23 protein-coding genes are annotated in these 24,272 nt (G+C 63.4%); 8 read left to right on the top strand and 15 right to left on the bottom strand.

Annotated features, from left to right (window positions below; all coding sequences use genetic code 11):
• The first annotated feature begins 3 nt into the window (after positions 1 to 3).
• Complete coding sequence (locus HMPREF0308_RS06460) at positions 4 to 630, top strand: hypothetical protein (RefSeq protein ID WP_005529869.1); 627 nt, start codon at positions 4 to 6, stop codon at positions 628 to 630.
• On the opposite strand, the gene HMPREF0308_RS06455 is transcribed toward HMPREF0308_RS06460, so the two are convergent.
• Positions 627 to 2,060 carry an MDR family MFS transporter gene (locus HMPREF0308_RS06455; protein WP_050765421.1) on the bottom strand — a complete coding sequence of 478 codons (1,434 nt, stop codon included), beginning with the start codon at positions 2,058 to 2,060 and terminating at the stop codon, positions 627 to 629. The two genes, HMPREF0308_RS06460 and HMPREF0308_RS06455, sit on opposite strands and share 4 nt — an antisense overlap.
• 54 nt (positions 2,061 to 2,114) lie before the next feature.
• Between HMPREF0308_RS06455 and HMPREF0308_RS14355 the strand changes: the two genes are divergently transcribed.
• A complete protein-coding gene (locus tag HMPREF0308_RS14355; protein WP_005529866.1) occupies positions 2,115 to 2,237 on the top strand; it encodes a hypothetical protein in 123 nt (40 codons plus the stop codon).
• Positions 2,238 to 2,243: 6 nt separating this feature from the next.
• On the opposite strand, the gene lysS is transcribed toward HMPREF0308_RS14355, so the two are convergent.
• Positions 2,244 to 3,821 carry a lysine--tRNA ligase gene (lysS, locus tag HMPREF0308_RS06450; protein WP_034657100.1) on the bottom strand — a complete coding sequence of 526 codons (1,578 nt, stop codon included), beginning with the start codon at positions 3,819 to 3,821 and terminating at the stop codon, positions 2,244 to 2,246.
• Positions 3,822 to 4,019: 198 nt separating this feature from the next.
• Between lysS and HMPREF0308_RS06445 the strand changes: the two genes are divergently transcribed.
• On the top strand, positions 4,020 to 6,116 hold the full coding sequence (locus tag HMPREF0308_RS06445) for a PhoX family protein (RefSeq protein ID WP_005529862.1): 2,097 nt from the start codon (positions 4,020 to 4,022) through the stop codon (positions 6,114 to 6,116).
• Positions 6,117 to 6,460: 344 nt separating this feature from the next.
• On the opposite strand, the gene HMPREF0308_RS06440 is transcribed toward HMPREF0308_RS06445, so the two are convergent.
• Genes HMPREF0308_RS06440 through dacB form a run of 13 tightly spaced genes read right to left on the bottom strand, consistent with a single transcriptional unit; the run spans position 6,461 to position 17,652 of the window.
• Positions 6,461 to 7,381, bottom strand: coding sequence for a 2-dehydropantoate 2-reductase (locus HMPREF0308_RS06440; protein WP_005529860.1), 921 nt, complete (start codon positions 7,379 to 7,381; stop codon positions 6,461 to 6,463).
• 10 nt (positions 7,382 to 7,391) lie between these two features.
• On the bottom strand, positions 7,392 to 8,159 hold the full coding sequence (locus tag HMPREF0308_RS06435; RefSeq protein WP_005529858.1) for a pantoate--beta-alanine ligase: 768 nt from the start codon (positions 8,157 to 8,159) through the stop codon (positions 7,392 to 7,394).
• Positions 8,156 to 8,836: a 6PGD fold domain-containing protein gene (locus HMPREF0308_RS06430; protein ID WP_005529856.1), complete on the bottom strand. Its 681-nt coding sequence runs from the start codon at positions 8,834 to 8,836 to the stop codon at positions 8,156 to 8,158. The genes HMPREF0308_RS06435 and HMPREF0308_RS06430 overlap by 4 nt, the downstream gene beginning before the upstream one ends.
• A complete protein-coding gene (locus tag HMPREF0308_RS06425) occupies positions 8,837 to 9,754 on the bottom strand; it encodes a DUF6779 domain-containing protein (protein WP_005529855.1) in 918 nt (305 codons plus the stop codon).
• Positions 9,755 to 9,791: 37 nt separating this feature from the next.
• Positions 9,792 to 10,256 carry a DUF3180 domain-containing protein gene (locus HMPREF0308_RS06420; protein ID WP_005529854.1) on the bottom strand — a complete coding sequence of 155 codons (465 nt, stop codon included), beginning with the start codon at positions 10,254 to 10,256 and terminating at the stop codon, positions 9,792 to 9,794.
• Positions 10,253 to 10,720 carry a 2-amino-4-hydroxy-6-hydroxymethyldihydropteridine diphosphokinase gene (gene folK / locus HMPREF0308_RS06415; protein ID WP_005529853.1) on the bottom strand — a complete coding sequence of 156 codons (468 nt, stop codon included), beginning with the start codon at positions 10,718 to 10,720 and terminating at the stop codon, positions 10,253 to 10,255. Before folK ends, HMPREF0308_RS06420 begins: the two co-directional genes overlap by 4 nt.
• The gene (gene folB, locus HMPREF0308_RS06410) at positions 10,720 to 11,085 is read right to left on the bottom strand and encodes a dihydroneopterin aldolase (RefSeq protein ID WP_005529852.1); all 366 of its coding nucleotides are present in this window, start codon (positions 11,083 to 11,085) and stop codon (positions 10,720 to 10,722) included. Before folB ends, folK begins: the two co-directional genes overlap by 1 nt.
• Complete coding sequence (gene folP, locus HMPREF0308_RS06405; protein ID WP_005529851.1) at positions 11,085 to 11,981, bottom strand: dihydropteroate synthase; 897 nt, start codon at positions 11,979 to 11,981, stop codon at positions 11,085 to 11,087. The genes folB and folP overlap by 1 nt, the downstream gene beginning before the upstream one ends.
• Positions 11,982 to 11,983: 2 nt before the next feature.
• Positions 11,984 to 12,574: a GTP cyclohydrolase I FolE gene (gene folE, locus HMPREF0308_RS06400; RefSeq protein ID WP_005529850.1), complete on the bottom strand. Its 591-nt coding sequence runs from the start codon at positions 12,572 to 12,574 to the stop codon at positions 11,984 to 11,986.
• A complete protein-coding gene (gene ftsH / locus HMPREF0308_RS06395) occupies positions 12,564 to 14,816 on the bottom strand; it encodes an ATP-dependent zinc metalloprotease FtsH (protein WP_005529849.1) in 2,253 nt (750 codons plus the stop codon). The genes folE and ftsH overlap by 11 nt, the downstream gene beginning before the upstream one ends.
• 6 nt (positions 14,817 to 14,822) lie before the next feature.
• The gene (hpt, locus tag HMPREF0308_RS06390; RefSeq protein ID WP_005529848.1) at positions 14,823 to 15,410 is read right to left on the bottom strand and encodes a hypoxanthine phosphoribosyltransferase; all 588 of its coding nucleotides are present in this window, start codon (positions 15,408 to 15,410) and stop codon (positions 14,823 to 14,825) included.
• 12 nt (positions 15,411 to 15,422) lie between these two features.
• Positions 15,423 to 16,388, bottom strand: coding sequence for a tRNA lysidine(34) synthetase TilS (gene tilS / locus HMPREF0308_RS06385; protein WP_005529847.1), 966 nt, complete (start codon positions 16,386 to 16,388; stop codon positions 15,423 to 15,425).
• On the bottom strand, positions 16,378 to 17,652 hold the full coding sequence (gene dacB, locus HMPREF0308_RS06380) for a D-alanyl-D-alanine carboxypeptidase/D-alanyl-D-alanine endopeptidase (RefSeq protein ID WP_005529846.1): 1,275 nt from the start codon (positions 17,650 to 17,652) through the stop codon (positions 16,378 to 16,380). The genes tilS and dacB overlap by 11 nt, the downstream gene beginning before the upstream one ends.
• A gap of 83 nt (positions 17,653 to 17,735) precedes the next feature.
• Between dacB and HMPREF0308_RS06375 the strand changes: the two genes are divergently transcribed.
• From HMPREF0308_RS06375 to HMPREF0308_RS06355, 5 genes are all read left to right on the top strand, one after another.
• The gene (locus tag HMPREF0308_RS06375) at positions 17,736 to 18,209 is read left to right on the top strand and encodes an inorganic diphosphatase (RefSeq protein WP_034657157.1); all 474 of its coding nucleotides are present in this window, start codon (positions 17,736 to 17,738) and stop codon (positions 18,207 to 18,209) included.
• A gap of 179 nt (positions 18,210 to 18,388) precedes the next feature.
• The gene (locus HMPREF0308_RS06370) at positions 18,389 to 19,210 is read left to right on the top strand and encodes a hypothetical protein (protein ID WP_005529844.1); all 822 of its coding nucleotides are present in this window, start codon (positions 18,389 to 18,391) and stop codon (positions 19,208 to 19,210) included.
• Positions 19,211 to 19,413: 203 nt separating this feature from the next.
• Positions 19,414 to 19,716: a rhodanese-like domain-containing protein gene (locus HMPREF0308_RS06365; protein WP_005529843.1), complete on the top strand. Its 303-nt coding sequence runs from the start codon at positions 19,414 to 19,416 to the stop codon at positions 19,714 to 19,716.
• Positions 19,717 to 19,781: 65 nt separating this feature from the next.
• Complete coding sequence (locus HMPREF0308_RS06360; protein ID WP_005529842.1) at positions 19,782 to 20,234, top strand: MarR family winged helix-turn-helix transcriptional regulator; 453 nt, start codon at positions 19,782 to 19,784, stop codon at positions 20,232 to 20,234.
• Positions 20,235 to 24,185 (top strand): Pls/PosA family non-ribosomal peptide synthetase, encoded by a 3,951-nt coding sequence (locus tag HMPREF0308_RS06355; RefSeq protein WP_005529841.1) that lies wholly within the window; start codon positions 20,235 to 20,237, stop codon positions 24,183 to 24,185.
• The last annotated feature ends 87 nt before the right edge of the window (positions 24,186 to 24,272 follow it).

Raw genomic sequence — 24,272 nt, 5'->3', positions numbered from 1 at the left:
GCCATGGATAATTCGCAGGAAAACAAGACCATCTACATCGCGATTGCCGTCACAGTCCTAGCACTAATTGCACTGGTTGGCGGCAGTGTCCTGGCCATGCGAATGCTGGGCGGTGCCAAAGAAAATGCGCAGTCTCAGCTAGCCCCACTTGCCGAAGTCCCTGCAACTGAGAGCACCGCGCAAGAGGATGAGAATTCAGAAAGCAGCCAACGCTCGGAGAGCGAGAAATCTGAAGAAGCTGCAACCATGACCACGACCGTGGAGCAGACGGTCACACAGGAATACACGGCGCCTGCAACTAAAGACTCCAGCTCGGACTTACCCGCTGGATTTAATCCTTCCGCCGTTGCTTGCGACGGCCGCGGCGTGCTGATCGTCGATTCCGTCGTGGCCAACAGCCCCGCAGAGGCCCTTCCGCAAATCCTACGATCTGTTGCTAACAACCCCGGCGCGGAGTACTACAACCCGGGAATCTGCCCGTCGCTACGCGGCGAGGTAGCAGAGGGCAAGGTCTACCCGGTGGTCATCGACTATGGCTTCGACACCGATGCGCTGTGCTACGCTGCTTCCCGCCTGGGTGGCAACCCGCGTATCCTCTCCACCCGCGCGGAGTTCCTCTCCCCCTGTTAGTCCTGTGGGACCGGACGCAGCAGCGGCGCCAGCACGAGCACCACAATCGACGCCGCGCCGGCGAACAGGAAAGCCCAGTGGGCGCCCTGCGCGATCGCGGCGGCCTCGTCCATTCCCGACTGCATGCCGGCCACGGTGCCACGAGTCAGGAATACAACCAAGAAAGCCGTTCCCGTCGCGCCCGCGAGCTGCTGCAGGGTGTTCATGATCGCCGAGCCATGCGAGTAAAGCTCATGCGGCAGCGAAGACAAAGCCGTGGTCATCAGCGGCGTCATCATCAAACCCATGCCCAAGGCAAAGGTGACGTGCATGGCAACAACCATCCACACCTGGGATTCGGCGTCGAGAGTCGTCATCAAGAACAGGCCCGCAACCAGCAGGATGGCGCCCGGAATCATCAGCGGCCGCGGACCACGCGCGTCAAAAATACGGCCCACGAACGGAGAGATGATGCCCTGCAACAAACCGCCGGGCATCACCACAAGGCCCGTCACTAGGGCGGAAACACCCACGGAGGTCTGGAGGTAAATAGGCAGCACCGTCACCGAGCCCAGCATCAGACCGAATGAGATGAGCATGATGGCCACCGCGATGGTGTAGTTGCGCACGCGGAACGGGCGCAGATCCAACAGCGCACGATTATCCTTTGCCAGGCTCATCTGACGGCGGGTGAAGATGATGAGCGCTACGACGCCGACCACCGAAACGATGATCTCCACCATGCCCTTTCCTTCGAGCATCTTCTCGATGGAGGAAAGGCCATACACCAAACCTCCGAAAGCTAGGACCGAAAGCACCACAGAGAATGGATCCAACGGGGTGTTGCGGTTCTCGCCCACGTTAACCAGCTTGATCACACCGGCAAACAGAATAAGAGCCACCAAGGGAACCATTGCCCAGAAGATGAAGTGCCAGCTCAAGGCATTGAGGATTGCGCCACCAACCGTCGGGCCTAGGGCTGGCGCAACCGAGATGACAATAGAGATAATTCCCATTACTGAGCCACGTCGCTGTGGTGGCACTAGCGTCATCGCTACTGTCATCAGCGTCGGAATCATCAATGCTGTTCCGGCAGCCTGCACCACGCGGCCAGCAAGCAAGACGATGAAGACTGGCGCCAGCGCTGCAATGACTGTACCGGCAAGAAACATCCCGGTAGAGGCGAGGAAAATCTGGCGAGTTGTGAAACGCTCGAGCAAGAAACCCGTCGTCGGGATAGTCACGCCCATGGTGAGCATGAAACCGGTAGTCAACCACTGCGCAGAGGTGGCAGGAATACTGAAGTCCGCCATGATCGCGGGCAAGGCGACAGACAAGGAAGTCTCATTGAGAATCATGATCATGGCCCCTAGGACCAAAATCGAGAGGTTGATAACTACGTCGCGGGACAGACGATTCGAACTAGCTGCATTATTAGATTCTTGAGACACGAAGTGTCACGTTAGGTGACACGCCCACCACTTCGTAAGTTCAAGATCGGGTTTGTGAGCAAAGACACTTCCAACTCCGGTGACCTCACCGGCTTTTACCCCGCCGGCAAGCACACCGACTATGCCGTCTTTTATCGGGGTAACTCGGAATCCGCAGCCGAGATTCCAACCTGCTAAGACCGTCTACTTTTCCGGTTTCACGATTGGGAAGAGGACCGTCTCGCGAATACCCAGGCCGGTCAGGGCCATGAGCAGGCGGTCCATGCCCATGCCGGTACCGGCTGTCGGAGGCATGCCCTGCTCCATGGCGGCCAGGAAGTCCTCGTCGAGGACCATGGCTTCATCGTCGCCGCCGGCGGCCAGACGAGCCTGATCCTCGAAGCGCTCGCGCTGGATGACCGGGTCAACCAGCTCGGAGTAGCCGGTAGCCAGCTCGAAGCCGCGGACGTAGAGGTCCCACTTCTCGGTAACGCCCGGGATGGAGCGGTGCTGGCGGGTCAGCGGGGAGGTCTCGACCGGGAAGTTCTTGACGAAGATTGGGCCTTCAAGCTGATCCTCGCAGAGCACCTCCCAGATCTCCTCGACGAGCTTGCCGTGGCCCCAGCCGCCGTTCTTTGGGACGTCGAGGCCGATGACGTCGGCGATGCCCTTGAGGGTCTCAACGTCGGTGTCGATGGTGACCTCAGGCTGGCCTGGGAACTTGCGCTGCAGGGCCTCGTTGAGGGACGGGTACATTTCGATCTCCGGCCACTCTTCGCCGCCGAAGTCGTACTCGGTGCCGTCGGCCAGGGTGACCTTGTGGGAACCGAAGACCGCCTGAGCAACCGCCTGGATGGACTCGCGGGTGGTGCGGGCGCAGTCGTTGTAGTCGCCCCATGCGGCGTAGGTCTCGAGCATGGCGAACTCTGGGGAGTGCGAGCGGTCGACACCCTCGTTGCGGAAGTTGCGGTTGATCTCAAAGACGCGGTCAATGCCGCCGACGACGGCGCGCTTCAAGTACAACTCCGGCGCGATACGCAGGTAGAGGTCGATGTCGAGCGCGTTGGAGTGCGTGACGAACGGGCGAGCAGCCGCGCCACCGTGCAGGGTCTGCAGCATCGGGGTCTCGATCTCCACGAAACCCTGGTCCTCCAGGTAGTTGCGCAGGGCGCGCATGACCTTCACGCGGGTCATCGCGTTCTTGCGGGCCTCTTCGCGCACGATGAGGTCGTTGTAGCGCTGGCGCACGCGGGTCTCTTCATTCATGTCCGCGAAGGCAACCGGCAACGGGCGCAGCGACTTTGCGGCCATGGTCCACTTGGTAGCCATGATGGACAGCTCGCCGCGGCGAGAAGCGATGACGCGGCCGCGCACGGAGATAAAGTCACCCAGGTCCACGTCGGACTTCCAGGCAGCGAGCTGCTCCTCGCCGATCTCAGCCAGGGAGAGCATTGCCTGCACCTGGGTGCCGTCGCCGTCCTGCAGGGTGGCAAAACACAGCTTGCCGGTGTTGCGCATGAAGATGAGGCGGCCGGCGATGGCGTGCTCGGTATCAGTCTCCTCGCCCGCGGTGAGGTAGGTAACGCCTTCCTCGGTTCCGGGTTCCTCGCCTTCAGCAACGACCTGGAACTCGTGGCGCAGGTCGCGCATGGAGATCGTCCGGTCGACGGTTACTGGATAGGCCTCAACGCCGGAGTCCAGCAGGCGCTCGCGCTTTTCGCGGCGGATGCGCAGCTGCTCGGGTACGTCGTTTACTTCGGGGGAATTCTTCTGCTCACTCACGCTGACAAGAATAGCCCATAGCAAGGTGAGGTCCTATGTTGAGGAGATGGCTTTCGGTGGGGCGTCGTCAAGCGCGCGGCGCCCCACCCTTTAACGAATAGTTCATTCAAATGACATTCTGATTACATAGTCTTGTCATAATCATGAGCTTACATAACTCCTTGGCAAAATCCCCCCCATGACCTAGGAGCACTCAGCATGGCACTACTCGGTAAAAATCTACTTCCTTCCCGTTTTACTTCCTCCCGTTCAAGCCTTACCTGCACCTATAAGTGCGGCAACGCCTGCTTGGGTGAATGCGAAAACACCTCTGATAACGAATACTTCGGTGACCAAATCTCCCGCCGCACCGCCCTGCGCGCCGGCGGCCTGACCGTGGTCGCCGTCGGCGGCTCCGCGGCGCTTGCAGCGTGCTCGCCTTCCTCCACCGATTCTGCTGCTAGCTCCTCCACCGCTGCGGGCGGCGGCAAGACTTCCGACGCCAAGGTTGAGTTGACCTCCGCACAGGGCATGCTTTTCGACGCCGTCCAGCCCAACACCAAGGACGAGGTCGTCATCCCTGCCGGCTACGAGCAGTCCGTGCTCATCGCGTGGGGCGACCCAGTCATCGAGGGTGCTCCAAAGTTCGACGTCAACAAGCAGACCGCAGCCGATGCCGAGAAGCAGTTCGGCTTCAACAACGACTTCGCGGGCCTCATCGAGCACCCTTCCGACGACTCCCGCATGGTCTACATGTGCTCCCACGAGTACACCACCGAGCCAATGATGTTCCCGAACTACGACGCGGACAACCCTACCGAGGAGCAGGTCAAGATCGGCTGGGCTGGCCACGGCCACACCATTCTGGAGGTCTCCAAGGTCGAGGGCACCGGTGAGCTCAAGCGCGAGTTCGGACCCCTCAACCGCCGTATCACCGCCACGACCCCGTTTAAGCTCGTCGGCCCGGCGAAGGGCAGCAGCCTGGTCAAGACCAAGGCCGATCCCAAGGGCGAGACCGTCCTGGGCACCCTGAACAACTGCTCCGGCGGCGTGACCCCGTGGAACACCATGCTCTCCGGCGAGGAGAACTTTGACCAGTACTTCGCTGCTGGCGACATCAAAGATGAGAAAGCCAAGAAGTCCCTCGAGCGCTTCGGCATCAAAGACAAAGAGACCGACCGCAAGTGGGAGCGCTTCGACGACCGCTTCGACTGCTCCAAGGAGCCGAACGAGCCGAATCGCTTCGGCTGGGTCGTTGAGATCAACCCGCTGGACCCGAAATCCACGCCGATCAAGCACACCGCCCTCGGCCGCTTCAAGCACGAGGCCGGCAACATTCACATCGCTGAGGACGGCACCGTCGTGTGCTACTCCGGCGACGACTCCCGCTTCGAGTACATCTACAAGTTCATCTCCACCAAGAAGTTTGAGGAGGGCAACCTCGAGCACAACCTTTCCATACTGGACCACGGCACCCTGTACGTGGCGGTCCTCGAGGGCAACTCGCCTGCCGAGGAAATCGACGGCTCCGGCGTCCTGCCGGAGGACGGCAAGTTCGACGGTAAGGGCAAGTGGGTCAAGCTGCTGACTTCCGACACCGAGAACAACAAGTTTACCTCCCACGTTGACGGCTTCAGCGCCGAAGAGGTCGCCGTATTTACCCGCGAGGCTGCCGACAAGGTGGGCGCCACCAAGATGGACCGCCCCGAGGATGTCCAGGTCCACCCGGATAGCCACAAGGTCTACGTTGCCCTGACTAACAACTCCTACCGCGGGGCCACCGGCGAGAACGCCAAGAAGAACAAGGAAGATGTCAAGGAATGGGCTCCCGTGAAGGAGAACAAGAACGGCATGGTCATGGAAATCGAGGACGACCACGCGGGCGAGGAATTCACCTGGAACCTCTTCCTGGTCTGCGGCGATCCGAAGGTGGCTAACACCTACTTCGGCGGCTTCGACAAGTCCAAGGTTTCCCCAATCTCCTGCCCGGATAACCTGGCCTTCGACAACCACGGCAACCTGTGGATTTCCACCGACGGCAACGCGCTGGACTCCAACGACGGCCTCTACGCCGTGACCACCGAGGGCGAGACCCGCGGCGAGCTCAAGTGCTTCCTCACCGTGCCGGCTGGCGCGGAGACCTGCGGCCCCATCGTGGACGACGATCGAGTGATGGTCAACGTCCAGCACCCAGGCGAAGCTGACGACGCCACCTTCGAGGCCGCCACCTCGCACTGGCCTGACGGTGGCAAGTCCACCCCACGCCCGGCAGTGGTTGTGGTGTGGAAGAAGGACGGCAAAATTGGCGTCAACTAGGAGCTGCTAGCCCGGCTTCGCACCGCGTCCTCACCACTTGCGCAGCGTCCTCACCATTTGGACACCGCGAACCTAAATGGTGAGGACGCAATGGTGAGGTCACCCAACAATAATCACACTGGCCAACACAGGTCTCAGTGGTTATGGGGTGACCTCACCATTTGCATTTGTGGCGCGCACTACCTCGCCGCTACTCCACCACTTTCCATTTACCCAGGCCTGGTTACCAAGACCTCAAGGTCGCGGTCCGACCGCGAATAGTAACAGCGCACCGCGAACAGGAGTTCTGGGTTTCCAGGGGTGCAATTCCAGGCCTGGGTATTTGCTTACTGAGGGCGGGCGCGCTAGTTGCGGAGCTGGGCCTCCAACACGTCCTGAGCAAAGTCGAAGAGCGGGGTCACAACTCCAGCGCGCTGGCCCATGCGGCGAATGGCGCCCACCTGCGCGTCGAGTTCGTTAGGCAGGCGATCCTTGATGTCGCGCTGCATGGAAGAGGTGGCCTCCGGGTATTGCTGGCGGGCAAAGACCATGGTTTCTTCGACCACCTTCTCTGGCAGCTCCACGCCCATGGCGCGGCCCACGGTCTCCACCTCGCGCATAAACGCATCCAGCTGCTCGGGAATCTCTTTGCAGAGATAGCCGATCGGCTTATCCACCAGCGCGCCCAGCGTTCCTGTGGTGGTCACAAACATTGCCTTGGCCCACACATCCACCAACGGCGTGGGGTGGAACTTGCCGCGGGCGCCGGCGTCGTTGAGGGCGCTGGCAAGCGCTTGGCCCTGCGGCAGCGTACCCGGCACCATCGGCCCAAACGCCAGCGACAGCGGACCGGGATTGCGCTTGACCTTCGCCGCACCCAAGCGGGTGGCGTACACGCGGGCGACGCCGGCCAGAACATTCTCCTCCCCGAACAGATCCGCGGCAAGGTAGGGAATCTCCACGGAGTTGTGGGTCGTCACCACGGGAATCCCCGCCAATGACTCCGGGTCCGGGCCGAAAGTCGCGTTACCCGGTAGCGCCTTCGAGGCGATAATCGCCACGTCGAGCCCGCCAAGCAGATCCTTGAGTTCCGCGAAGGTCTCCGCCACCAGCAGGCCGGGGAGGATAGTTTCTTTGTCGTCGGCGTCGATAAGCGTCAGACCCGTGGTGCGCAGCGTCTGCAGCGTCTCGCCCCGGGCCACAAAGCCCACCTCATGGCCTGCCTGCGCGAGAATGCCGCCAAAATATCCACCGATGGCTCCCGCGCCAAGGAATCCAATCTTCATGGATTCCAGACTAGCTGTCTTGATTGTCCAAATTGCGGAAACCGATACCCAGCGGCAGGCCCACGCTGTCGATCAAGCGCACTCCACCCAGGGTGGCGGCGACGAAAAGGCGCGCGTCCCCCTCCGCGGGCGGCTCGCCGAGGTCGCGTCCACGCAGCTCCAGGTACTCCGGCTCCACGCCCGCGGCGCTCAGCACCTCGCTGGCGACCTCCAGCACCTTCTCGGCGCCCGCCTCCGCGGCATAAGCACCGGCGGTCAGTGCGGCGGACAGGGCGCTCGCCTGCTCGCGGGCTTCCGGCGCCACGTCGGCATTGCGCAGGCTCATCACCACGCCGTCCGCCATGCGCACGGCCGGCACGCCCTGCACGCGCACGCCAAGGTGCAGGTCCGTACACGCCTGCTGCGTGGCCACGAGGAGCTCGTAGTCCTTCTCGCCCATGACGACGTCGCTTGGCGCAAGTGCACCGATGAGCCCCACGATGCGGGTCAGTTCTGCGCTCACGTCCTCCATGCCGTGAAACTGCGGGACGACGCGTGTGCGCTCGGGCGTAGCGGGGGCATGCCAGACGACGTCCACTTCCCCCAGCACATCCACATCGGTAAGGTCGCTGAGCGCGACGACCACAACGGCGCCGCGGATGCGACGGGCGGCCTGAATGAGGGCGAGGTGGCCCGCGTGCACGCCCTTGCCCAGCGGCACGAGAACGACGCGGCGGCCGGTCTTGCGGTAGGCGCTGCCCACCATGCGGATGCGGTCGATGTCCTCAACGACGTTCATCGGGTTTCCTCCTGTAGTGCCCACATTTCTAGTTCTTCGCGGTGATAGACCTCGCCAACGCGGCGGGCGGCTTCGAGGTAGGCGCGGCGCATGCCGGGCTCCTCGAGGCTGCGGAACGCCGCGATGACCTCGGAGCTTTCGAGTGCCGTCAGTGCGTCGCCGTGGGCGGCCGTGACATCGGCACCGTCGCCAAAGACGTCCGCGTTGGCGTCAACCGCGAGAAGAGTCAGCATTTGGGCATAGTACACGCGGGCGGCGAGGGCGGGCCTTTCGATATCGCTAAACGACGCCGCCGTGAACTGCGCCTCCCCCAAGACCAGCTCGGCGACGGTCTCCCCTAGCTCGTCGACAGTGGTCACTGCCCAGCGCTCCGCCGAGTATGGGGCGACTGCGGCCACGACGCAGCCCTTGGTCTCTAGCGGGTCAAGCACCTGCACGCCGCGGGAGAGGCAAGTGTGGAAGACGATGAGACCTTTGTGCACGTAGCTCTCGAGAAGGTCCACTGCCTGTGCAAGGCGCGCGTCCCCGACAGCGACGATGAGGGCCTGGTAGTTGCTCAGTTCGCTAAGGTCGCTAAGCGCCTCGACGGTGTGGCCCGCCGTTCGCATTTCGACGGCGAGCAAACGGCCGGCATTAGACGTGCCGAAGACCGCCACGCGCATCCGCGGGGCGCGCATCTACTTCTTCTTTTTCATCGCCGCCATGAGCTCCGCCACGGAGACAGCACCCTCGCGCGGCTCGTCGCTGCGGCGACGTCCACGGGACTCGGTCTGCTCTGGGGCGCGGTGCTTATGGCTCGCTGGCTTAGGCTGCTGGCTTTCCGACGTCGCTTGCTGCCAACTGCGCTGCTGCGCAGGCGCTTCCTGCTTAGCGTGCGTGGACTGCTGGCCGTCCCAGCGGACGGTTTGGAAGGAAGCAGTATCGAATGTGGACTGTGGCGAGACCTGCGCGGACTGGCCCGCCGGGAAGTGCTGCTTCGGTGCGGTCTGAGGCGGCACCGGCTGTTGGGCAGGCGCCTTTTGTTCATTTCGCTGCTGGACTCGCTGCGCAATGATGTCGTCCAGCGGATTGTGCTGCGGCGTGCGCGGCGCGGATGGCTGCGAGCCAAGGCGACCAGCGACGGCGTCGGCAGTAGGTGCTCCCTTGGAAGCCTGGGTGAAGTTGACCTCCGGCTCGCGGGTCTTTTCCTCCAGCTCCATGATGCGGCGGGCCTCTGCGTGCAGCGCGGCCGGCTCATACGTGAACTCGCGGCCCGACAGCTCCTCGATCTGGGCGCGAATGGAGGCCAGCTCGCGGCGGATCTCCTCCATGATGTCGGAGTCCTGCTGCACCGGCGCAGGCTGACGTGAGCGCTCCGCCTCCAGCAACGCCGCAGACTCGGCTGCCTCGCGGCGGTAACGAACCACCAAGAAGAAGCCCAAGACCGCAGCCCACAACGCCGCGATGAGCGCCAGCTTCAATGCGCTCGCAGAACCCGAAATCAGCATGACCATGCTAGCGATGACGGCCAGAATCACTAGGACAATGAGTCCGATAGAACCAGCATCTGCCTTCTTCGGCGCGGAATTTATAGCATTAGGGTTCGGAGCAGTCATGCCCACTAATCTACATTCCGTAGCTGAAAAAGACTTACTAAGTATTCCCCAGCGCGTCGGGCGGGACCTCACAATGGCGTTCCAAAACCACTCCTGCCACGGACAACGCCACGCCGCCCAGCGCCGAGGTGAGAACCCCAGCCAAGTCACTCGACGCGGCCACAAGTTCGCCCGCGCGCGGGAACACATAAACCAGCATGCCCGCATAAGCACCGCCGACGATGGCACCCGTCCACGCCGAGGCCTTACCCACCAGCAGGAACTGCGCGATGGTCAGCGGGTTGAGCTGCGATTTGTCCAGTCCAATCCCATGCTCGTCTTCCTTGGCGCTTCGCACTTTCCACGTCAGGAACGCACACACTAACGCCATGGCCCACAACGAAATAGACACCGTGGCCGGAATGGCCAACATGGAACCGTAAAAGCGGGTGGTCAGGATAGCTGCCGCTGCGGCAACAAACAGACCAGTGCCCACGAGCCAGCCAATCGACGTCCGCTTCATAGCGGTTTCACCTGCTCCACCTCGTGCGGGTCGAGCCCTGCGACGAGATCAGCCACGGCAGTATCACCCAAGCGGGCCTTAGGGTCCGCGGCCAACCACGGCACCAGAACGAAAGCGCGCTCGCGGGCAAAAGGATGCGGGAGGGTCAGTTCCGGGTCTTCGGAAGTAATGCCGTCTACCTGCACGATATCGACGTCGAGCGTGCGCGGTCCCCAGTGGCGCACGCGCACGCGTTCCGCATCCTGTTCCAATCCCTGCCCGCGGCGCAGCAACTCCATCGGTGTGGAATTCACCTCCACGATGAGCACTGCATTGAGAAACTCGTCTTGGTCCTCCACTCCCCACGGCGGTGTGGAATACACGGGCGAGACCGCGACGGTCTCTTCCGCGAACTCATCAAAGACCGTCTGCAACAGCGCGCGGCGGTCATCCATGTTGGAGCCAATCGACAATACCGCGCGCATCAGCCCATCTTCTTTCGGGAACGCCGTGCCACAACAGCCACGTCAGCGAAGGTGCGCGGAATCGGCGCCTTCGGTTTATGGATGGTCACCTCGACCGCGTGCAGCAGGTCGAATCGCTGCATGATGGTGTCCGCGACCTCGTTGGCCACGGTCTCGATGAGGTCCCGGGACGGGCCCTCCACGATGGTGGCCGCGACGTCGGCAAGCTCTGCGTAATTAACCGTGCCCGCCAAGTCATCGGTGGTGGGGAATTCCGTCCAACAGGTCACGTCCACGATGAAGGGCTGGCCCTCACGCTTTTCCTCCGGGAAGACCCCATGGTAACCAAAGCATTCGAGGCCGGTGAGTTCAATGCGGTCTGCCATCAGTTGCCCTTTCCATTGGTGTAACTGCCCGTGGCGTTTAGCCCGCCAGAATACTCCAGACCGGCGTTCCAGGCGGCGGCCACGTCCACGGCGTCACGGGAGACGCCGACCTCGTGCACGCGCACGCCCCACGCGCCCATCTGCGCAGAGATTGCGGTCACCGCAGCAGTGGCCGGGTCCGCCAGGAGCGGCGAGGACTCCACGCCGCGGTCCTCGCGGATAGCAGCAAGGAAGCGCTTGCGCGACGCCCCCACCAGGATGGGGAACTCGCCCTCGAGGAAGCTCGGGAGTGCCTTGAGCAGCGCCCAGTTGTCCTGCGGGGTCTTGGCAAAGCCCAGGCCCGGGTCGAGGACGATGTTGTCTGCGGAAACTCCTGCTTTAAGGGCGGCGCTGGAAAGCTGCGCTAGGCGTTCGTGCACGTCGCGCACCACGTCACCGCCGTGGTCAGCACTACCGGCCGCGGAACCGAACTGCACGGTGCGCCAATGCATCAGGCACACGGGCAGCCCGGAATCGGCCATCACGGCGTACATCTCTTTATCCGCGAGGCCGCCAGAGACATCATTGATGAGGTCTACGCCGGCCTCGGCCGCGGCACTGGCCACGGAAGCGCGCATGGTGTCGACGGAGGTCTTGATTCCCTCTTCGTGGAGCGCACGGATCACCGGAACCACGCGCTGCTTCTCGACGTCCTCCTCCACACGCACCGCTCCCGGCCTGGTGGATTCGCCGCCGACGTCGATCATGTCAGCGCCCGCGGCGACCAGCTCGTGAGCATGCGCGAGCGCGGCATCGACGTCGATCCAGCGCCCACCGTCGGAAAAAGAATCTTCGGTGACGTTCACGATTCCCATGACCAAGGTGCGGCCGGGGACGGTCAAGTCACTAACTGCCATTGCTAGCTCCTAATGAGGCTCATAACCTCGGCGCGGGATGCGGCGTTGCTCTTGAAACCGCCGCGCACAGCCGAGGTTGTGGTGGTGGCGCCTGGCTTGCGGATGCCGCGCATCGCCATGCACAGGTGCTCGCATTCGATGACCACGATGACGGATTGGGCATGGAGGACGTCGACAAGCGCATTAGCGATTTGGGAGGTCAGGCGCTCCTGGACCTGCGGGCGCTTGGCGTACATGTCCGCCAGGCGAGCCAACTTGGACAGGCCGGTGACCTGACCGTCGGGGCCAGGGATGTAGCCGATGTGTGCCACGCCGTAGAAAGGCACGAGGTGGTGCTCGCAGGTGGAATAAATCGGGATATCACGCACGAGGACCAGCTCCTGGTGCTCTTCCGCGAAGGTCTTGTGGAGGACCTCGGTGGGGTCGGCGTGCAGCCCGGCGAAGACTTCCTTATAGGCGCGGGCGACGCGGGCCGGGGTCTCTTGGAGGCCTTCGCGGTCGGGGTCCTCGCCCACCGCAATGAGCAGTTCCCGCACGGCCGCTTCGGCGCGGGCTTGGTCGAATTCTCCCTTAGCTGGGATGTTATCGCTCATTGTCGTCCTTCTTAGTGCCGTTGTAAGGGTTATTCGCGCGCTGTTCCTCGCCGTAGCTGGACCACTGATCGCTTGGTTCCTGCGGCTTGGAGTGGCGGCCACCGACGCGTGGGATCTCGGAGGTGGGGCGATCGCTCGGCGCGGCCTCTTCCGGCGCGAAGAAGGTGTTTTTACCCTCCACCTTGTCGCCGGCGTGCTGGCCAAAGCTGAAGCCAATCTCGCCCTCGGCCTGGCTTTCACCGGCAAGGCGGCGCTCGCGGGCCGCGCGGGAAGCCTCCACCAGCGTCATGCGCTTCGGAAGCTCCTCCCCGCGTTCTTTGGCCAACTCGGCCGGGGTCTTAACCGGCTCGCGGCCAGCCTGGCGCGGGAAGCGATCATCTTCGTTCGGGAAGACGTCGAAAGCCGCGCGCGGCTCGATGCCTTCGAAGATGCCCTCCAGGTCCGGACGACGCAGGGTCTCCTTGTCCAACAGCATTTCCGCGAGCTTATCCAGGTAGTCACGGTTTTCCGCCAGGATGTCGTAGGCCTGCTGGTGCGCACGGTCGAGCAGGTAGCGCATCTGCTCGTCGATGCGTGCGGCCACATCGTCGGAGTACTCAATGGAGCCGCCACCCATGCCGTAGCCGAATGGGTCGCCCTGTTCCTTGCCGTACTTCACGGTGCCCAGGTCCGGTGAGAAGCCGTACTCGGTGAGCATGGAGCGTGCAATCTTGGTGGCGTTCTCAATATCGGAAGAAGCACCCGTGGTCGGCGCACCGAATACGAGTTCCTCAGCGGCACGTCCGCCCATGGCGAAGACCAAGCGGGAGAAGAGCTCGTCGCGGGTGTACATACCCTTGTCGTCTTCCTGCGAGGTCATCGCGTGGCCACCGGTGCGGCCACGGGCCAGGATGGTGACCTTGTAAACGCGCTCGATGTCCTTGAGCGCCCAAGCGGCCAAGGTGTGGCCGCCCTCGTGGTAGGCCGTGACCTTCTTCTCGTGCTCGGAGATGATCTTGCCCTGGCGGCGCGGGCCGCCCACCACGCGGTCGGTGGCCTCTTCGAGGGCGTCATAAGTAATGACGTTGCCGCCGATACGCGCGGTCAACAGTGCCGCCTCGTTAAGAACGTTAGCCAAGTCAGCGCCGGACATACCGGCAGTGCGCTTGGCCAGCTGCGCCACATCGACTTCCTTGGCCAAAGGCTTGTCCTTAGCGTGGACGCGCAGAATCTCCTCGCGGCCAGCCAGGTCTGGGTTAGTGACCGGAATCTGGCGGTCGAAGCGGCCCGGGCGCAGCAACGCCGGGTCCAGAATATCCGGACGGTTGGTCGCGGCAATGAGGATGACACCCTCACGGTCGCCGAAGCCGTCCATCTCCACGAGCAGCTGGTTCAGGGTCTGCTCGCGCTCATCGTGTCCACCGCCGGTGCCGGAGCCGCGCTGGCGACCCACGGCGTCGATCTCATCGACGAAGATGATGCAGGGGCTGTTTTCCTTCGCCTGCTTGAACAGATCGCGCACGCGGGAGGCGCCCACGCCAACGAACATCTCCACGAAGTCGGAACCCGAGATGGAGAAGAAAGGAACGCCCGCCTCACCCGCGACGGCGCGCGCCAGCAGCGTCTTACCGGTTCCCGGAGGGCCATAAAGCAGCACGCCGCGCGGAATCTTCGCACCGAGTGCATGGTAGCGCTCTGGGTCATCCAAGAAGTCCTTGATTTCCTGCAGCTCGTCAACTGCCTCGTCCGCGCCAGCGACGTCCGCAAACGTGTTGGTGGGCATGTCCTTGGTCAGTTGCTTGGCCTTGTTACCTCCGATGCCGAACATGCCGCCGCCGTTTTGCTGCATGCGGGACATAAACCAGAAGAGGAACGCGAACAAGATGATCATCGGCAGCAAGAAGCTGACCATGGAGCCCAAGAAGGATTCCTGGGTGACCTTGGTCTGGTACTTCTCCGCCCCGGAGTCCTCTACCGAGTTGAAAATCTGCTCGGAGGCACGTGCCGGATACTTGGCGATGACCTCTTCAACGCCCTCGCGTTCCTCCACCGTGACCGGTTTCTTGAGCTTGAGGCGTACCTGTTGTTCGCGGTCGTCGATTTGCGCCTCAGCGACGTTCTTATCGCTGAGCTGCTTCATCGCCACAGAAGTATCCACCCGCATGTAGCTGCGGGAGTCATTAGTGAAGAAGGTAAATGCATACAGCGCAACCAAAACGAGCGCTGCGATTCCGCCGTAGCGGAGGACATTCTTGTTTTTCATCAGTACCTATTTGTTGGTGTACACGTCAGGGTGCAAAGTGCCGACGTAGGGCAGGTCGCGGTAACGCTCCGCATAATCGAGGCCGTAACCGATGACGAACTCGTTAGGGATATCGAATCCGACGTCGAGCAGATCGATCTCTGCGCGGATAACTTCAGGCTTACGCAGCAAGGTGACAACCTCGAGGGAACGCGGGTTGCGGCCCTTCAGGTTGCGGATGAGCCACGACAAGGTCAGGCCGGAGTCGATGATGTCCTCAACGATGAGAACGTCGCAATCCTCGATGTCGCGGTCCAAGTCCTTGAGAATGCGGACCACGCCGGAGGAGGATGTGGCATTGCCGTAGGAGGACACAGCCATGAATTCCAGCTGGGACGGAATCGACAGCTTGCGCGCAAAGTCCGTCATGAAGAAGACGGCTCCCTTGAGCACGCAAACGAGAATCAGCTCATCCTCTGCGTCCTTATATTTAGCGGAAACGCTGTCCGCCATCTCTTGAATCCTGGCTTGCAGTTCATCCTCGCCGATGAGGATTGCTTCGACGTCTTCGCCGTAGGGGTTTGCTGGGACGTTGAAATCTTTCTTGTCGTGCACGCGTGCGCTCCTTTAGTGACCGGACAATAGTGCCAGTTTGCCACCAACGCGTGACACTTCCAACCTTTGCCCCATAGTTTTGATTGTTTGCGGGTAACTCACAGCTACTCCCCCTTGCCCGTGCCAGTCGACGCACAGCTTGTCGACTCCGCGCACAGCCTCCCGCGTCACCTCCACGCCCTGCGCGTTCAGCCACGCGGCGATGGTGCGACGGCGCACCGGCTCAGCAAGGGCAGCGAGCTCGGCTGCATCCATTTCGGGCGCAGCGATATCCATACTGACGCTGAGGAACTCGTCGTCGCGGGCGGCGTCGGCAGCCGCCTGCGCGAGTGCTGGCACCACGTCCCCACCGACCAGATCCGTGAGCCGCGGAATGATGTCGTGGCGCAGAGCCACCCGGCGGAAGTTGGTGTCGGAATTCTGCGGGTCGTACCAGGGCTCAAGCCCCAGTTCCTCGCAGGCGCCGAGGGTCTGCGCGCGGCGCACGGTGAGCAGAGGGCGTACCACCTGCACGCCCTCAATCTCGGCCGTGGGCAGCATGCCGGCGACCTTGCCGCGCAGCGCGCCCAGCAACAGGGTTTCTGCTTGGTCGTCGGCGGTGTGTGCCACGGCAACGGGGGCGTCGGTAGCAGCCGCGAACGCGCGGTAGCGAGCCACTCGCGCGGCAGCCTCCATGGAGCCTTGCTTCGCGACGTCCACCTTCAGCACCCGCGCACGCGCCCCCAAGGTCTCAGCCTGCGCCGCGGCCTTCGCCGCCTGCTCGGCCGATCCGTCCTGCAGACCATGGTCGATGCACAACGCCTCGACGTCGAAGCCCTCGGCTACCAGCGCGGCAGTCAGCGCCAGCGAGTCGGCGCCTCCCGAAAGCCCCACAGCGATTTCCCGGCACGCGGCGAAGTCAGCGACCGCGCGTCGGCAGGCCAGAAAGTTTGGCGAGACCCGCGGCCAAAATGGCGTGCCCGTGAACCTAGAAGTCATGGAGCGCGCTGGCCAGGGCGTCTTGCGCCTTGCGGGCGCCAAGGATGTCTCCGTCGTTGACTAGGAAAGCGAAGGCGTACACGCGGCCGGAGTTGCCCTGCGCAGTGCCGGCCAAGGCGGAGACGCCAGTCAGCGTGCCGGTCTTGGCGCGCACGAAGCCGCGTGCTCCGGAATCGCCATAGCGGGTGTACAGCGTTCCGTCGCCACCAGCCAGCGGCAGGTAGCCTAGCAATGGGCGCAGCTCGTCGGTCTCTGTGGCCATGTTCATGATTTGCGTGAGCACCGCGGCCGATATGCGGTTTTCGGTGGAGAGGCCAGAGTTGTCCTTGATCGTCACCCCCGTGACGTCAATCTTGTTAACCTTCAGCACCTCGAGGGTGGCCTCGGCAGCACCGGCGAAGCTCGGCTCCTTGCCGCGCGCGATCGCCAGCTCGCGTCCGATGGCCTCAGCCATGACGTTGTCCGAATCCTTCGCGGCGTCCTGCGCGCGCTCAGACAGCGGCGCGGACTGCACCTCGCCCAGCACCACGCCGGCCTGCGGCGCAGTGCCCTGGCTGACTTTGTCGGTCCCCAGCCGCTTGGCCAGGGCCTTCGCTAGGTCCTGGGCAGGGGTGTGGCTGCGCGGGACGTCGCCAGTGGTCTTGCCCAGGCGACCGCCGTAGAGCATGATGGGCTCCATCGGTGCGACGAATCCCTCATCGACATTCTCCGGGTCCCAGCCCGGTGCCTGCGGGGCGCCCGCCCAGGCGCTGGTGTCGAGAATGACCTCGTCAGCCTTACCCACCTGCGAGGCCAAATCGTCGAGCTGTTCGGAGGTCATCCAGACGTCGCCAGCCGCGCGCAGCACCACGGTGCCTTCCTTCTCCCCCTGCATGACCTGGGTGATTATCCGCTCGTCCTCGTCGAGCGCCAACGTCGCGGCAGCCAGCGTGAGGACCTTCGTGGAGGAAGCGGGTGTCAGGGGGCGCGCGGCATCGCGGTCCCACACGACCTCGCCAGTGGTGGTGTCGATGACCTGCCCGCCAAAGGTGGCCAAGGCCGGGTCCTTGCCCAACTCATTGAGCCTGCCCTTCAACGCCATCAAATCCACCTCGCCTGGTTCCGCGACCTGCAAGGGAGTCACCGGCGCCTCCTGCGAGTAGGGCGTGCCGTGGTCCAGTCCGTTGTAGGTGCGCTGGATGTTTACGCCTAGGACAGCCGTGCCTGCAATGGCAGCGGCCATCACCACGGCCGTGCCTGTCCACCACATGTGCTTCGCTTTCATCGCCTTTCACCCTAGCGCGATTGCACGGCACGGTAGACTATTGGGAGCAATTGACAGACAACTTCCCAATGGAGGAATTCGCAGTGAGCGTGCAAGTTACCATCGAGATCCCAAAGGGCTCCCGCAACAAGTACGAGGTTGACCACGAGACCGGCAAGGTCTTCCTTGACCGTTACCTGTTCACCCCGATGGCCTACCCGGCTGACTACGGTTTCATCGACCACACCCTCGGTGAGGACGGCGACCCGCTCGATGCGCTGGTCATCCTGCCGGAGCCAGTTTTCCCGGGCGTTGTTGTTGAGGCTCGCGTCCTCGGCGTCTTCAAGATGACCGACGAGGCTGGCGGCGACGACAAGCTGCTTTGCGTCATCGATGATCCGCGCTGGGAGCGCTACCAGGACATCAACGATGTTGAGGACTCCATCAAGGACGAGATCGAGCACTTCTTCGTCCACTACAAGGACCTGGAGCCGAACAAGGAAGTTACCGGTTCCGGCTGGGGCGACAAGGCTGAGGCGGAAAAGATCCTCGAAGAGGCTATCGCTCGCCACAAGTAAGGCTTGGGGCCGAGCGCCTCTGGCGCCCCCTGGCGCGACAGCTTCGCACTTCTGAGGTACATTTTGCCAAGTAAGGGCTTGAAACCCGCGGATTTTCGCCCACTATTTGGCAAAATGTACCTTTCGCGTTTTCAGGGGAACAACGCGAAGGCCTAGAAGCACCATCGAGGGGGGAAGCGATGGAAATTTACACGGGCAGAAATGCCTCACGCCGCGGCGGGCTCAAGATCTGCCACGGGCTCTACCTCTCTGCGGAGCCAAGCCCGCACCAACTCGCGGAGATCCTCACCCGGCGTTGGCCCGATAGCGCGCTCGACGGCTACTCCGCCGCGGCCAAGCACCTAAACCAGCGCCTTAAGTTTCCGCTGCAGCTAATCCGCGCCAACCGGCTGCCCGAGAGCACCTACTTCAAAAGCCGCCGCGCACAGCCCAAGGGCGTATTCCCCTACGACGAAGTCAACGTGTGCAACCCGCTCCAGGCCCTCGAAATAATGGAAGAAAATCACGCGGTGGATTTCCTCGAGCATCTGCTACCCGGCAAGCACGCACGGGAGCGGCTCAAGCTCTGGGAGCTGGACTTCCCGAGGTTTCCAGCCCACACCCGGCGCGTGTTGGAACGGGCCATCCTCGGCGCGGATTCGGTGCCCGAGCGCCGGCTCACCCGCGCCCTCGAGCCGTACTTTGAGGTCCGCAACAACGCAATGATTGGCCCCTACCGCTGGGACCTGCGACTCGATAAGCATCGCATCGCCATCGAGGTGGACGGCTATGCCTATCACAGCGGCGAGACTAGACAGCGTTTCGAACTAGATCGCCAAAAGCTTAACGACGCCACCCACCGCGGCTGGATTCCTCTCCACTACACGGCCACGACCATAAAGCACCACTGCGACAAAGTAGTGCAGCAAGTACTCGCCATTGCCCACGGCAAGAAGAGCTATCTCCGCCCGCCGTGGGACTGGCACTTTCTCTGGAGCCACGAGCAAGGAGGGTTTTACTAGCGGCGGCCAACGCAAGCAGCGCAATAGTCGCCGCCACGGTGAGGTAGCCCCACCGTGGCGCGCACTCCTCTCCGCAAACCGCTAACTCTCCCTTTAAGGCACATTTTGCCATCTAAGGCTTCAAAAACTGCAGTTTCAAGGGCACTATTTGGCAAATTGCGTATGGGAGTCCCCCAGCTCGCCGCACCGGTAGGCTGGGGCCTATGGAAAACGTTGAACCAAACCAGGTACCAGAAGGCGCACAGCTCATCGACGTCCGCGAGCAGCACGAGTGGGAGGTAGAGCACGCGAAGGGCGCGACTCATATTCCGATGAGTGAAATCGTGGGTCGCCTCGACGAAATCGATCTGGACCGCGACATCTTTTTGATCTGCCACGCCGGCGGCCGCAGCGTCCAAGTGGGCCAGTACCTCGAGCAGGCTCGCGGCTGGGACGTCATCAACGTGCTCGGCGGCACCGACGCCTGGATTGCGCAGGGCATGCCCACCGTCTACGACGACAAATGAAAATAAACAATGGGGACTTACCCATAATTTAGGATTCTTACGTTGGGGCGTCTAGCCTTATCTGTATGGCTACGACTATTTCAATCCCCAACGCTCTCCTCGAATCTCCTTCCTTCCAGCTCGAGCGCCTCCGCCGCCGCACCCGCGACGGCGTCGAGCAAGCGCTCAGCGCCCGCCAGACCACCATCCGCGAGTACTGGGTATTGACCTGCCTCGTCGACGGCGACGTCGCCTCCCAGTCGGCCCTTTCGGAGACCCTAGCCATCGACGCCTCCGACATGGTTCGCCTCATCGACTCTCTCGAGGAGCGCAGCTGGGCCAAGCGCGAGCGCGACCCCAAGGATCGCCGCCGCCAAATCGTGGCGTCGACCAAGAAGGGCGTCAAGGCGCACAAGGAGCTTGCCGATCTCGTCGCGGCCGCCGAGGACGCCGCCCTCGACGAGTCCACCTCCAAGCAGCTCAAGCACCTGCGTAAGCTCGCCACCGCCATCATCGGCCCTAACGAGGATGATGCTTAAATGGCGGAAGATGAAAAGAGTACCGGGCGCCACGCGCTGCCCGAGGACCCCTTAGACGCGCACCAGCCTGGCGCCGGAATCATTCACGTCCCCGAGCAGTACCTGCTGGGCGAGCATGCCCCACGCGAACGCACGCTCTGGGACATCATTTGCACTACTGCTGAGCTGCATCCCGACGCCGCCGCGCTTGACGACGGCGAGGTGCTCACCTATTCCGAGCTGATCACCGATGTCGAGGCGTGGGCCAGCGAGCTGCGCGCCAACGGCGTACGCCGCGGCGACCGCATCGGCATCCGCATGACCTCCGGCAAGCGAGAGCTCTATCTCGCGATTCTGGCCACCTTGGCTGCGGGCGCAGCCTATGTGCCGGTCGACGCGGACGACCCCGACGAGCGCGCCGAGATGGTCTTCGGCGAGGCCGACATCGACGGCGTGTTCAGCGACGAAGGCTTCCGCTCCCTGCGTCCGCAGCGCCCCGCAGCAAGAGGCGACGAGGCCGGCGTGCCGACCCCGGACGATACCGCCTGGATCATCTTTACCTCCGGCTCCACCGGCAAGCCCAAGGGTGTGGCCGTCAGCCACCGCTCCGCGGCCGCGTTTGTCGACGCTGAGGCGGCCCTTTTCCTCGTGGATCATCCGCACGGCCCGCTCGGCCCCGACGACCGCGTCCTCGCAGGCCTCTCCGTAGCCTTTGACGCCTCCTGCGAAGAGATGTGGCTAGCCTGGGGCCACGGCGCCTGTCTGGTACCCGCGCCACGTTCCCTGGTCCGCTCCGGCATGGACTTAGGGCCCTGGCTCATCCGCCGCGACATCACCGTCGTGTCCACCGTCCCTACCTTGGCGGGCCTGTGGCCAGCCGAGGCGCTCGACAACATTCGCCTGCTCATCGTCGGCGGCGAAGCCTGCTCCCAGGAACTGGTGGATCGTCTGGCAACCGATGACCGTGAGATGTGGAATACCTACGGCCCGACCGAGGCCACCGTCGTGGCCTGCGCGCAGCGCATGCTGCCAGGCCACCCCGTGTCCATCGGTTTGCCTTTGAACGGCTGGGACTTGGTGGTCGTCGACAAGCAAGGCTTCCCCGTGGGCCTCGGCGAGGTCGGCGAACTCGTCATCGGTGGCGTGGGACTCGCCCGCTACCTGGACCCAGCCAAGGACGCAGAAAAGTACGCGCCGCTGCAGTCCATGGCGTGGCAGCGTGCCTACCGCACGGGCGACCACGTGCGCTTGGAGGAAGACGGCCTTTACTTCGTGGGCCGCGTGGACGACCAAGTCAAGATTGGCGGCCGCCGCATCGAGCTCGGTGAGGTCGAGGCCAACGTCGCCGCGTTGCCCAACGTCTATAACTCGGCCGTAGCCGTACAAAAGACGCCAGGCGGCGAATCCGTGCTGGTGGGCTATGTGTCCCTCGAGGACGAAGCAAAGGGCTTCGACCAGCAAGCCGCGCACGATCGTCTCGCTGAGACCATGCCTGCAGCCTTGGTCCCTCGCATCTGTGTGATGGAGGAGCTGCCCATCCGCACCTCCGGCAAAGTGGACAAGAAGGCCCTGCCGTGGCCGCTGCCAGGCGTTGGTGTGGAAGCTGCAGGTCTTACCCAGACCGAGGAGTGGCTGGCGCAGCTGTGGGTCGAAACCCTCGGTGTTTCCGTCTCCGACGAGAACGCGGACTTCTTCTCCTTGGGCGGCACCTCCCTGGCCGCCGCGACGCTCGTGGGCCGCATCCGCGAGCGCTACCCCACCGTGGCCGTGCGGGATCTCTACGACCACCCACGCCTCGGCTCCCTCGCCGAGCACATCGGAGGCGCTGAGGAGCGCCCCGCCACCGTCGCCCCGCGCTCCGTGCGCAAGGTCAGCGGCCGCACCCGCGCGCTGCAGACCCTCATCCAGGTCCCGGTGATGACCCTGGCTGCCACCTCCTGGCTGGCCTGGCTGCTGCTGGGCTCCAACCTCGCCCACGCCGTCGGCGCGGACTGGGCGCTGACCACCCCGTGGTGGATGGTGGCTGTCATGGTCATCGTCTTCACCACCCCAATTGGCCGCATCCCTATCGGCGGCTACGGAGCACGCCTTCTCACCAGCGGAATTGAGCCCGGTGACTATCCGCGCGGCGGCTCGACGCACCTGCGCATCTGGGCCGCTGAGCGCTGGGCCGATGCCTCCGGATCACGGTCTATTGCCGGCGCCACCTGGGTCAACAACTATGCCCGCACCTTGGGCGTGAAGATTGGCCGCGGCGTCGACTTGCACTCCCTGCCGCCGGTCACGGGCCTGCTGGCCCTCGGCGACCACGCCGCCATCGAGCCGGAGGTGGACCTCTCCGGCTACTGGCTCGACGGCGATATCCTCCACGTCGGCGCCATCAACGTTGCCGAAGGCGCGCGCGTCGGTGCGCGCTCGACGCTGCTGCCGGGCACCAACGTGGGCAAGTACTCCCACGTGGAGGCCGGTTCCACGGTTACCGGCAAGAAGAAAATCAAGGACGGCCAGCGCTGGTCCGGCTCGCCGGCCAAGAAGGTGGGCCGCTCCAAGCACCGATTCCCTTCCGAGCTGCCGAAACGCCGCCCATGGTGGGTGGCCTTCTACGGCCTGACCTCGATTCTGCTCGCAATCCAGCCCATCGTGGCGCTGGGTCTCGGCGCGGCGTTGGTCGCGTGGGGTCTCCACGTAACCGAAGGCAACGACTTCATCGGCTCCCTCTTCTTCGCCCCATTCGGCGCGCTGGTGGCCTTCGCCTTCTACATGGCGCAGACCTGGCTGGGCGTGCGGATTCTGTCCATCGGGCTCAAGCCGGGCGTCGTTCCGGTGCGTTCGGCCGCAGGCTGGCGCCTGTGGTCCATCGAGCGCCTCATGGACGATGCCCGCACCACCTTGTTCCCGCTCTACGCCTCGCAGCTGACTCCCCTGTGGTTCCGCACGCTCGGTGCCAAGATCGGCAAGGACACGGAGATTTCCACCGCGGTGATGATCCCCAAGCTCACGGACATCAAGGACGGTGCGTTCCTCGCCGACGACACCATGATCGGCGGCTACGAACTCGGCGGCGGCTGGATGCTCACTGGCGAGACCAAGGTGGGCAAGCGCTCCTTCGTGGGCAACTCCGGAATCACGGGCCCAGGCCGCAAGCTGTCGAAGAACTCACTGGTTGCAGTGCTCTCGTCGACGCCAAAGAAGTCCAAGTCCGGTTCCAACTGGTGGGGCTCCCCGCCGGAGCGCATGCGTCGCGTCGAAGCACACGTGGACGGCGTGCAGGGCGAGTCTTTGACCTACAACCCGGGCTTCGGGGTCAAGGCAGCGCGCGGCGTCGTGGAGACGATGCGCTTGCTCGCGCCAATGACCTCTGCGATGCTCTTGGCCGGTGTTCTGGCCAGCCTTTACGCCCTTGTCGATTCCTTTGGCATCGCTGTCGCCTGGCTGCTCTCCGGTCTCATCTTGATGGCCGTCGGGGGCGTCGGCATGGCGATCACCGTGGCCGTGAAGTGGATCTGCGTGGGCCAACACCGCTCGGGTGACCACCCGCTGTGGTCCGCCTTCGTGTGGCTCAACGAGCTCCAAGACGCCTTCGTGGAGGCAGTCGCTGCGCCGTGGTACTTCCAGCACACGCTGGGCACCGGTGAGATTAACCTCGGCCTGCGCGCTCTTGGCGTCAAGATTGGCGGTGGCGCGTGGATTGATTCCTACTGGTTCCCGGAAACCGACTTGTGTGTTGTGGGCGCCGGCGCCTCCGTGGGTCCAGGCACCGTGGTGCAGACGCACCTCTTCCAGGACCGCGTGATGAGCCTCGACACGGTCACCATTGAGGCCGGCTCCACGCTAGCGTCCCACTCCGTGGCACTGCCCGCGTCGCTGGTGGGCAAGGCCGCCACCGTGGGCCCAGGCTCGCTGGTTATGCGCGGTGACCGCGTGCCCGCCAACTCGGTATGGCAGGGTAACCCGATTGAGCCCTGGGCTTAGCCCCCGCTGCTGCTTCACCCCTTAGCCGCCCTGATTGCCAAATTGGCGCCGATTTCTTTCACATTTGCGCCACGATTTGGCAATCAG

Origin of the sequence: Corynebacterium striatum ATCC 6940 (assembly GCF_000159135.1) — a bacterium.
In the GTDB taxonomy this organism is placed as follows: domain Bacteria; phylum Actinomycetota; class Actinomycetes; order Mycobacteriales; family Mycobacteriaceae; genus Corynebacterium; species Corynebacterium striatum.
Note: the sequence above shows the minus strand (reverse complement) of the source record. Positions and strands in the feature narration are given on the sequence as shown.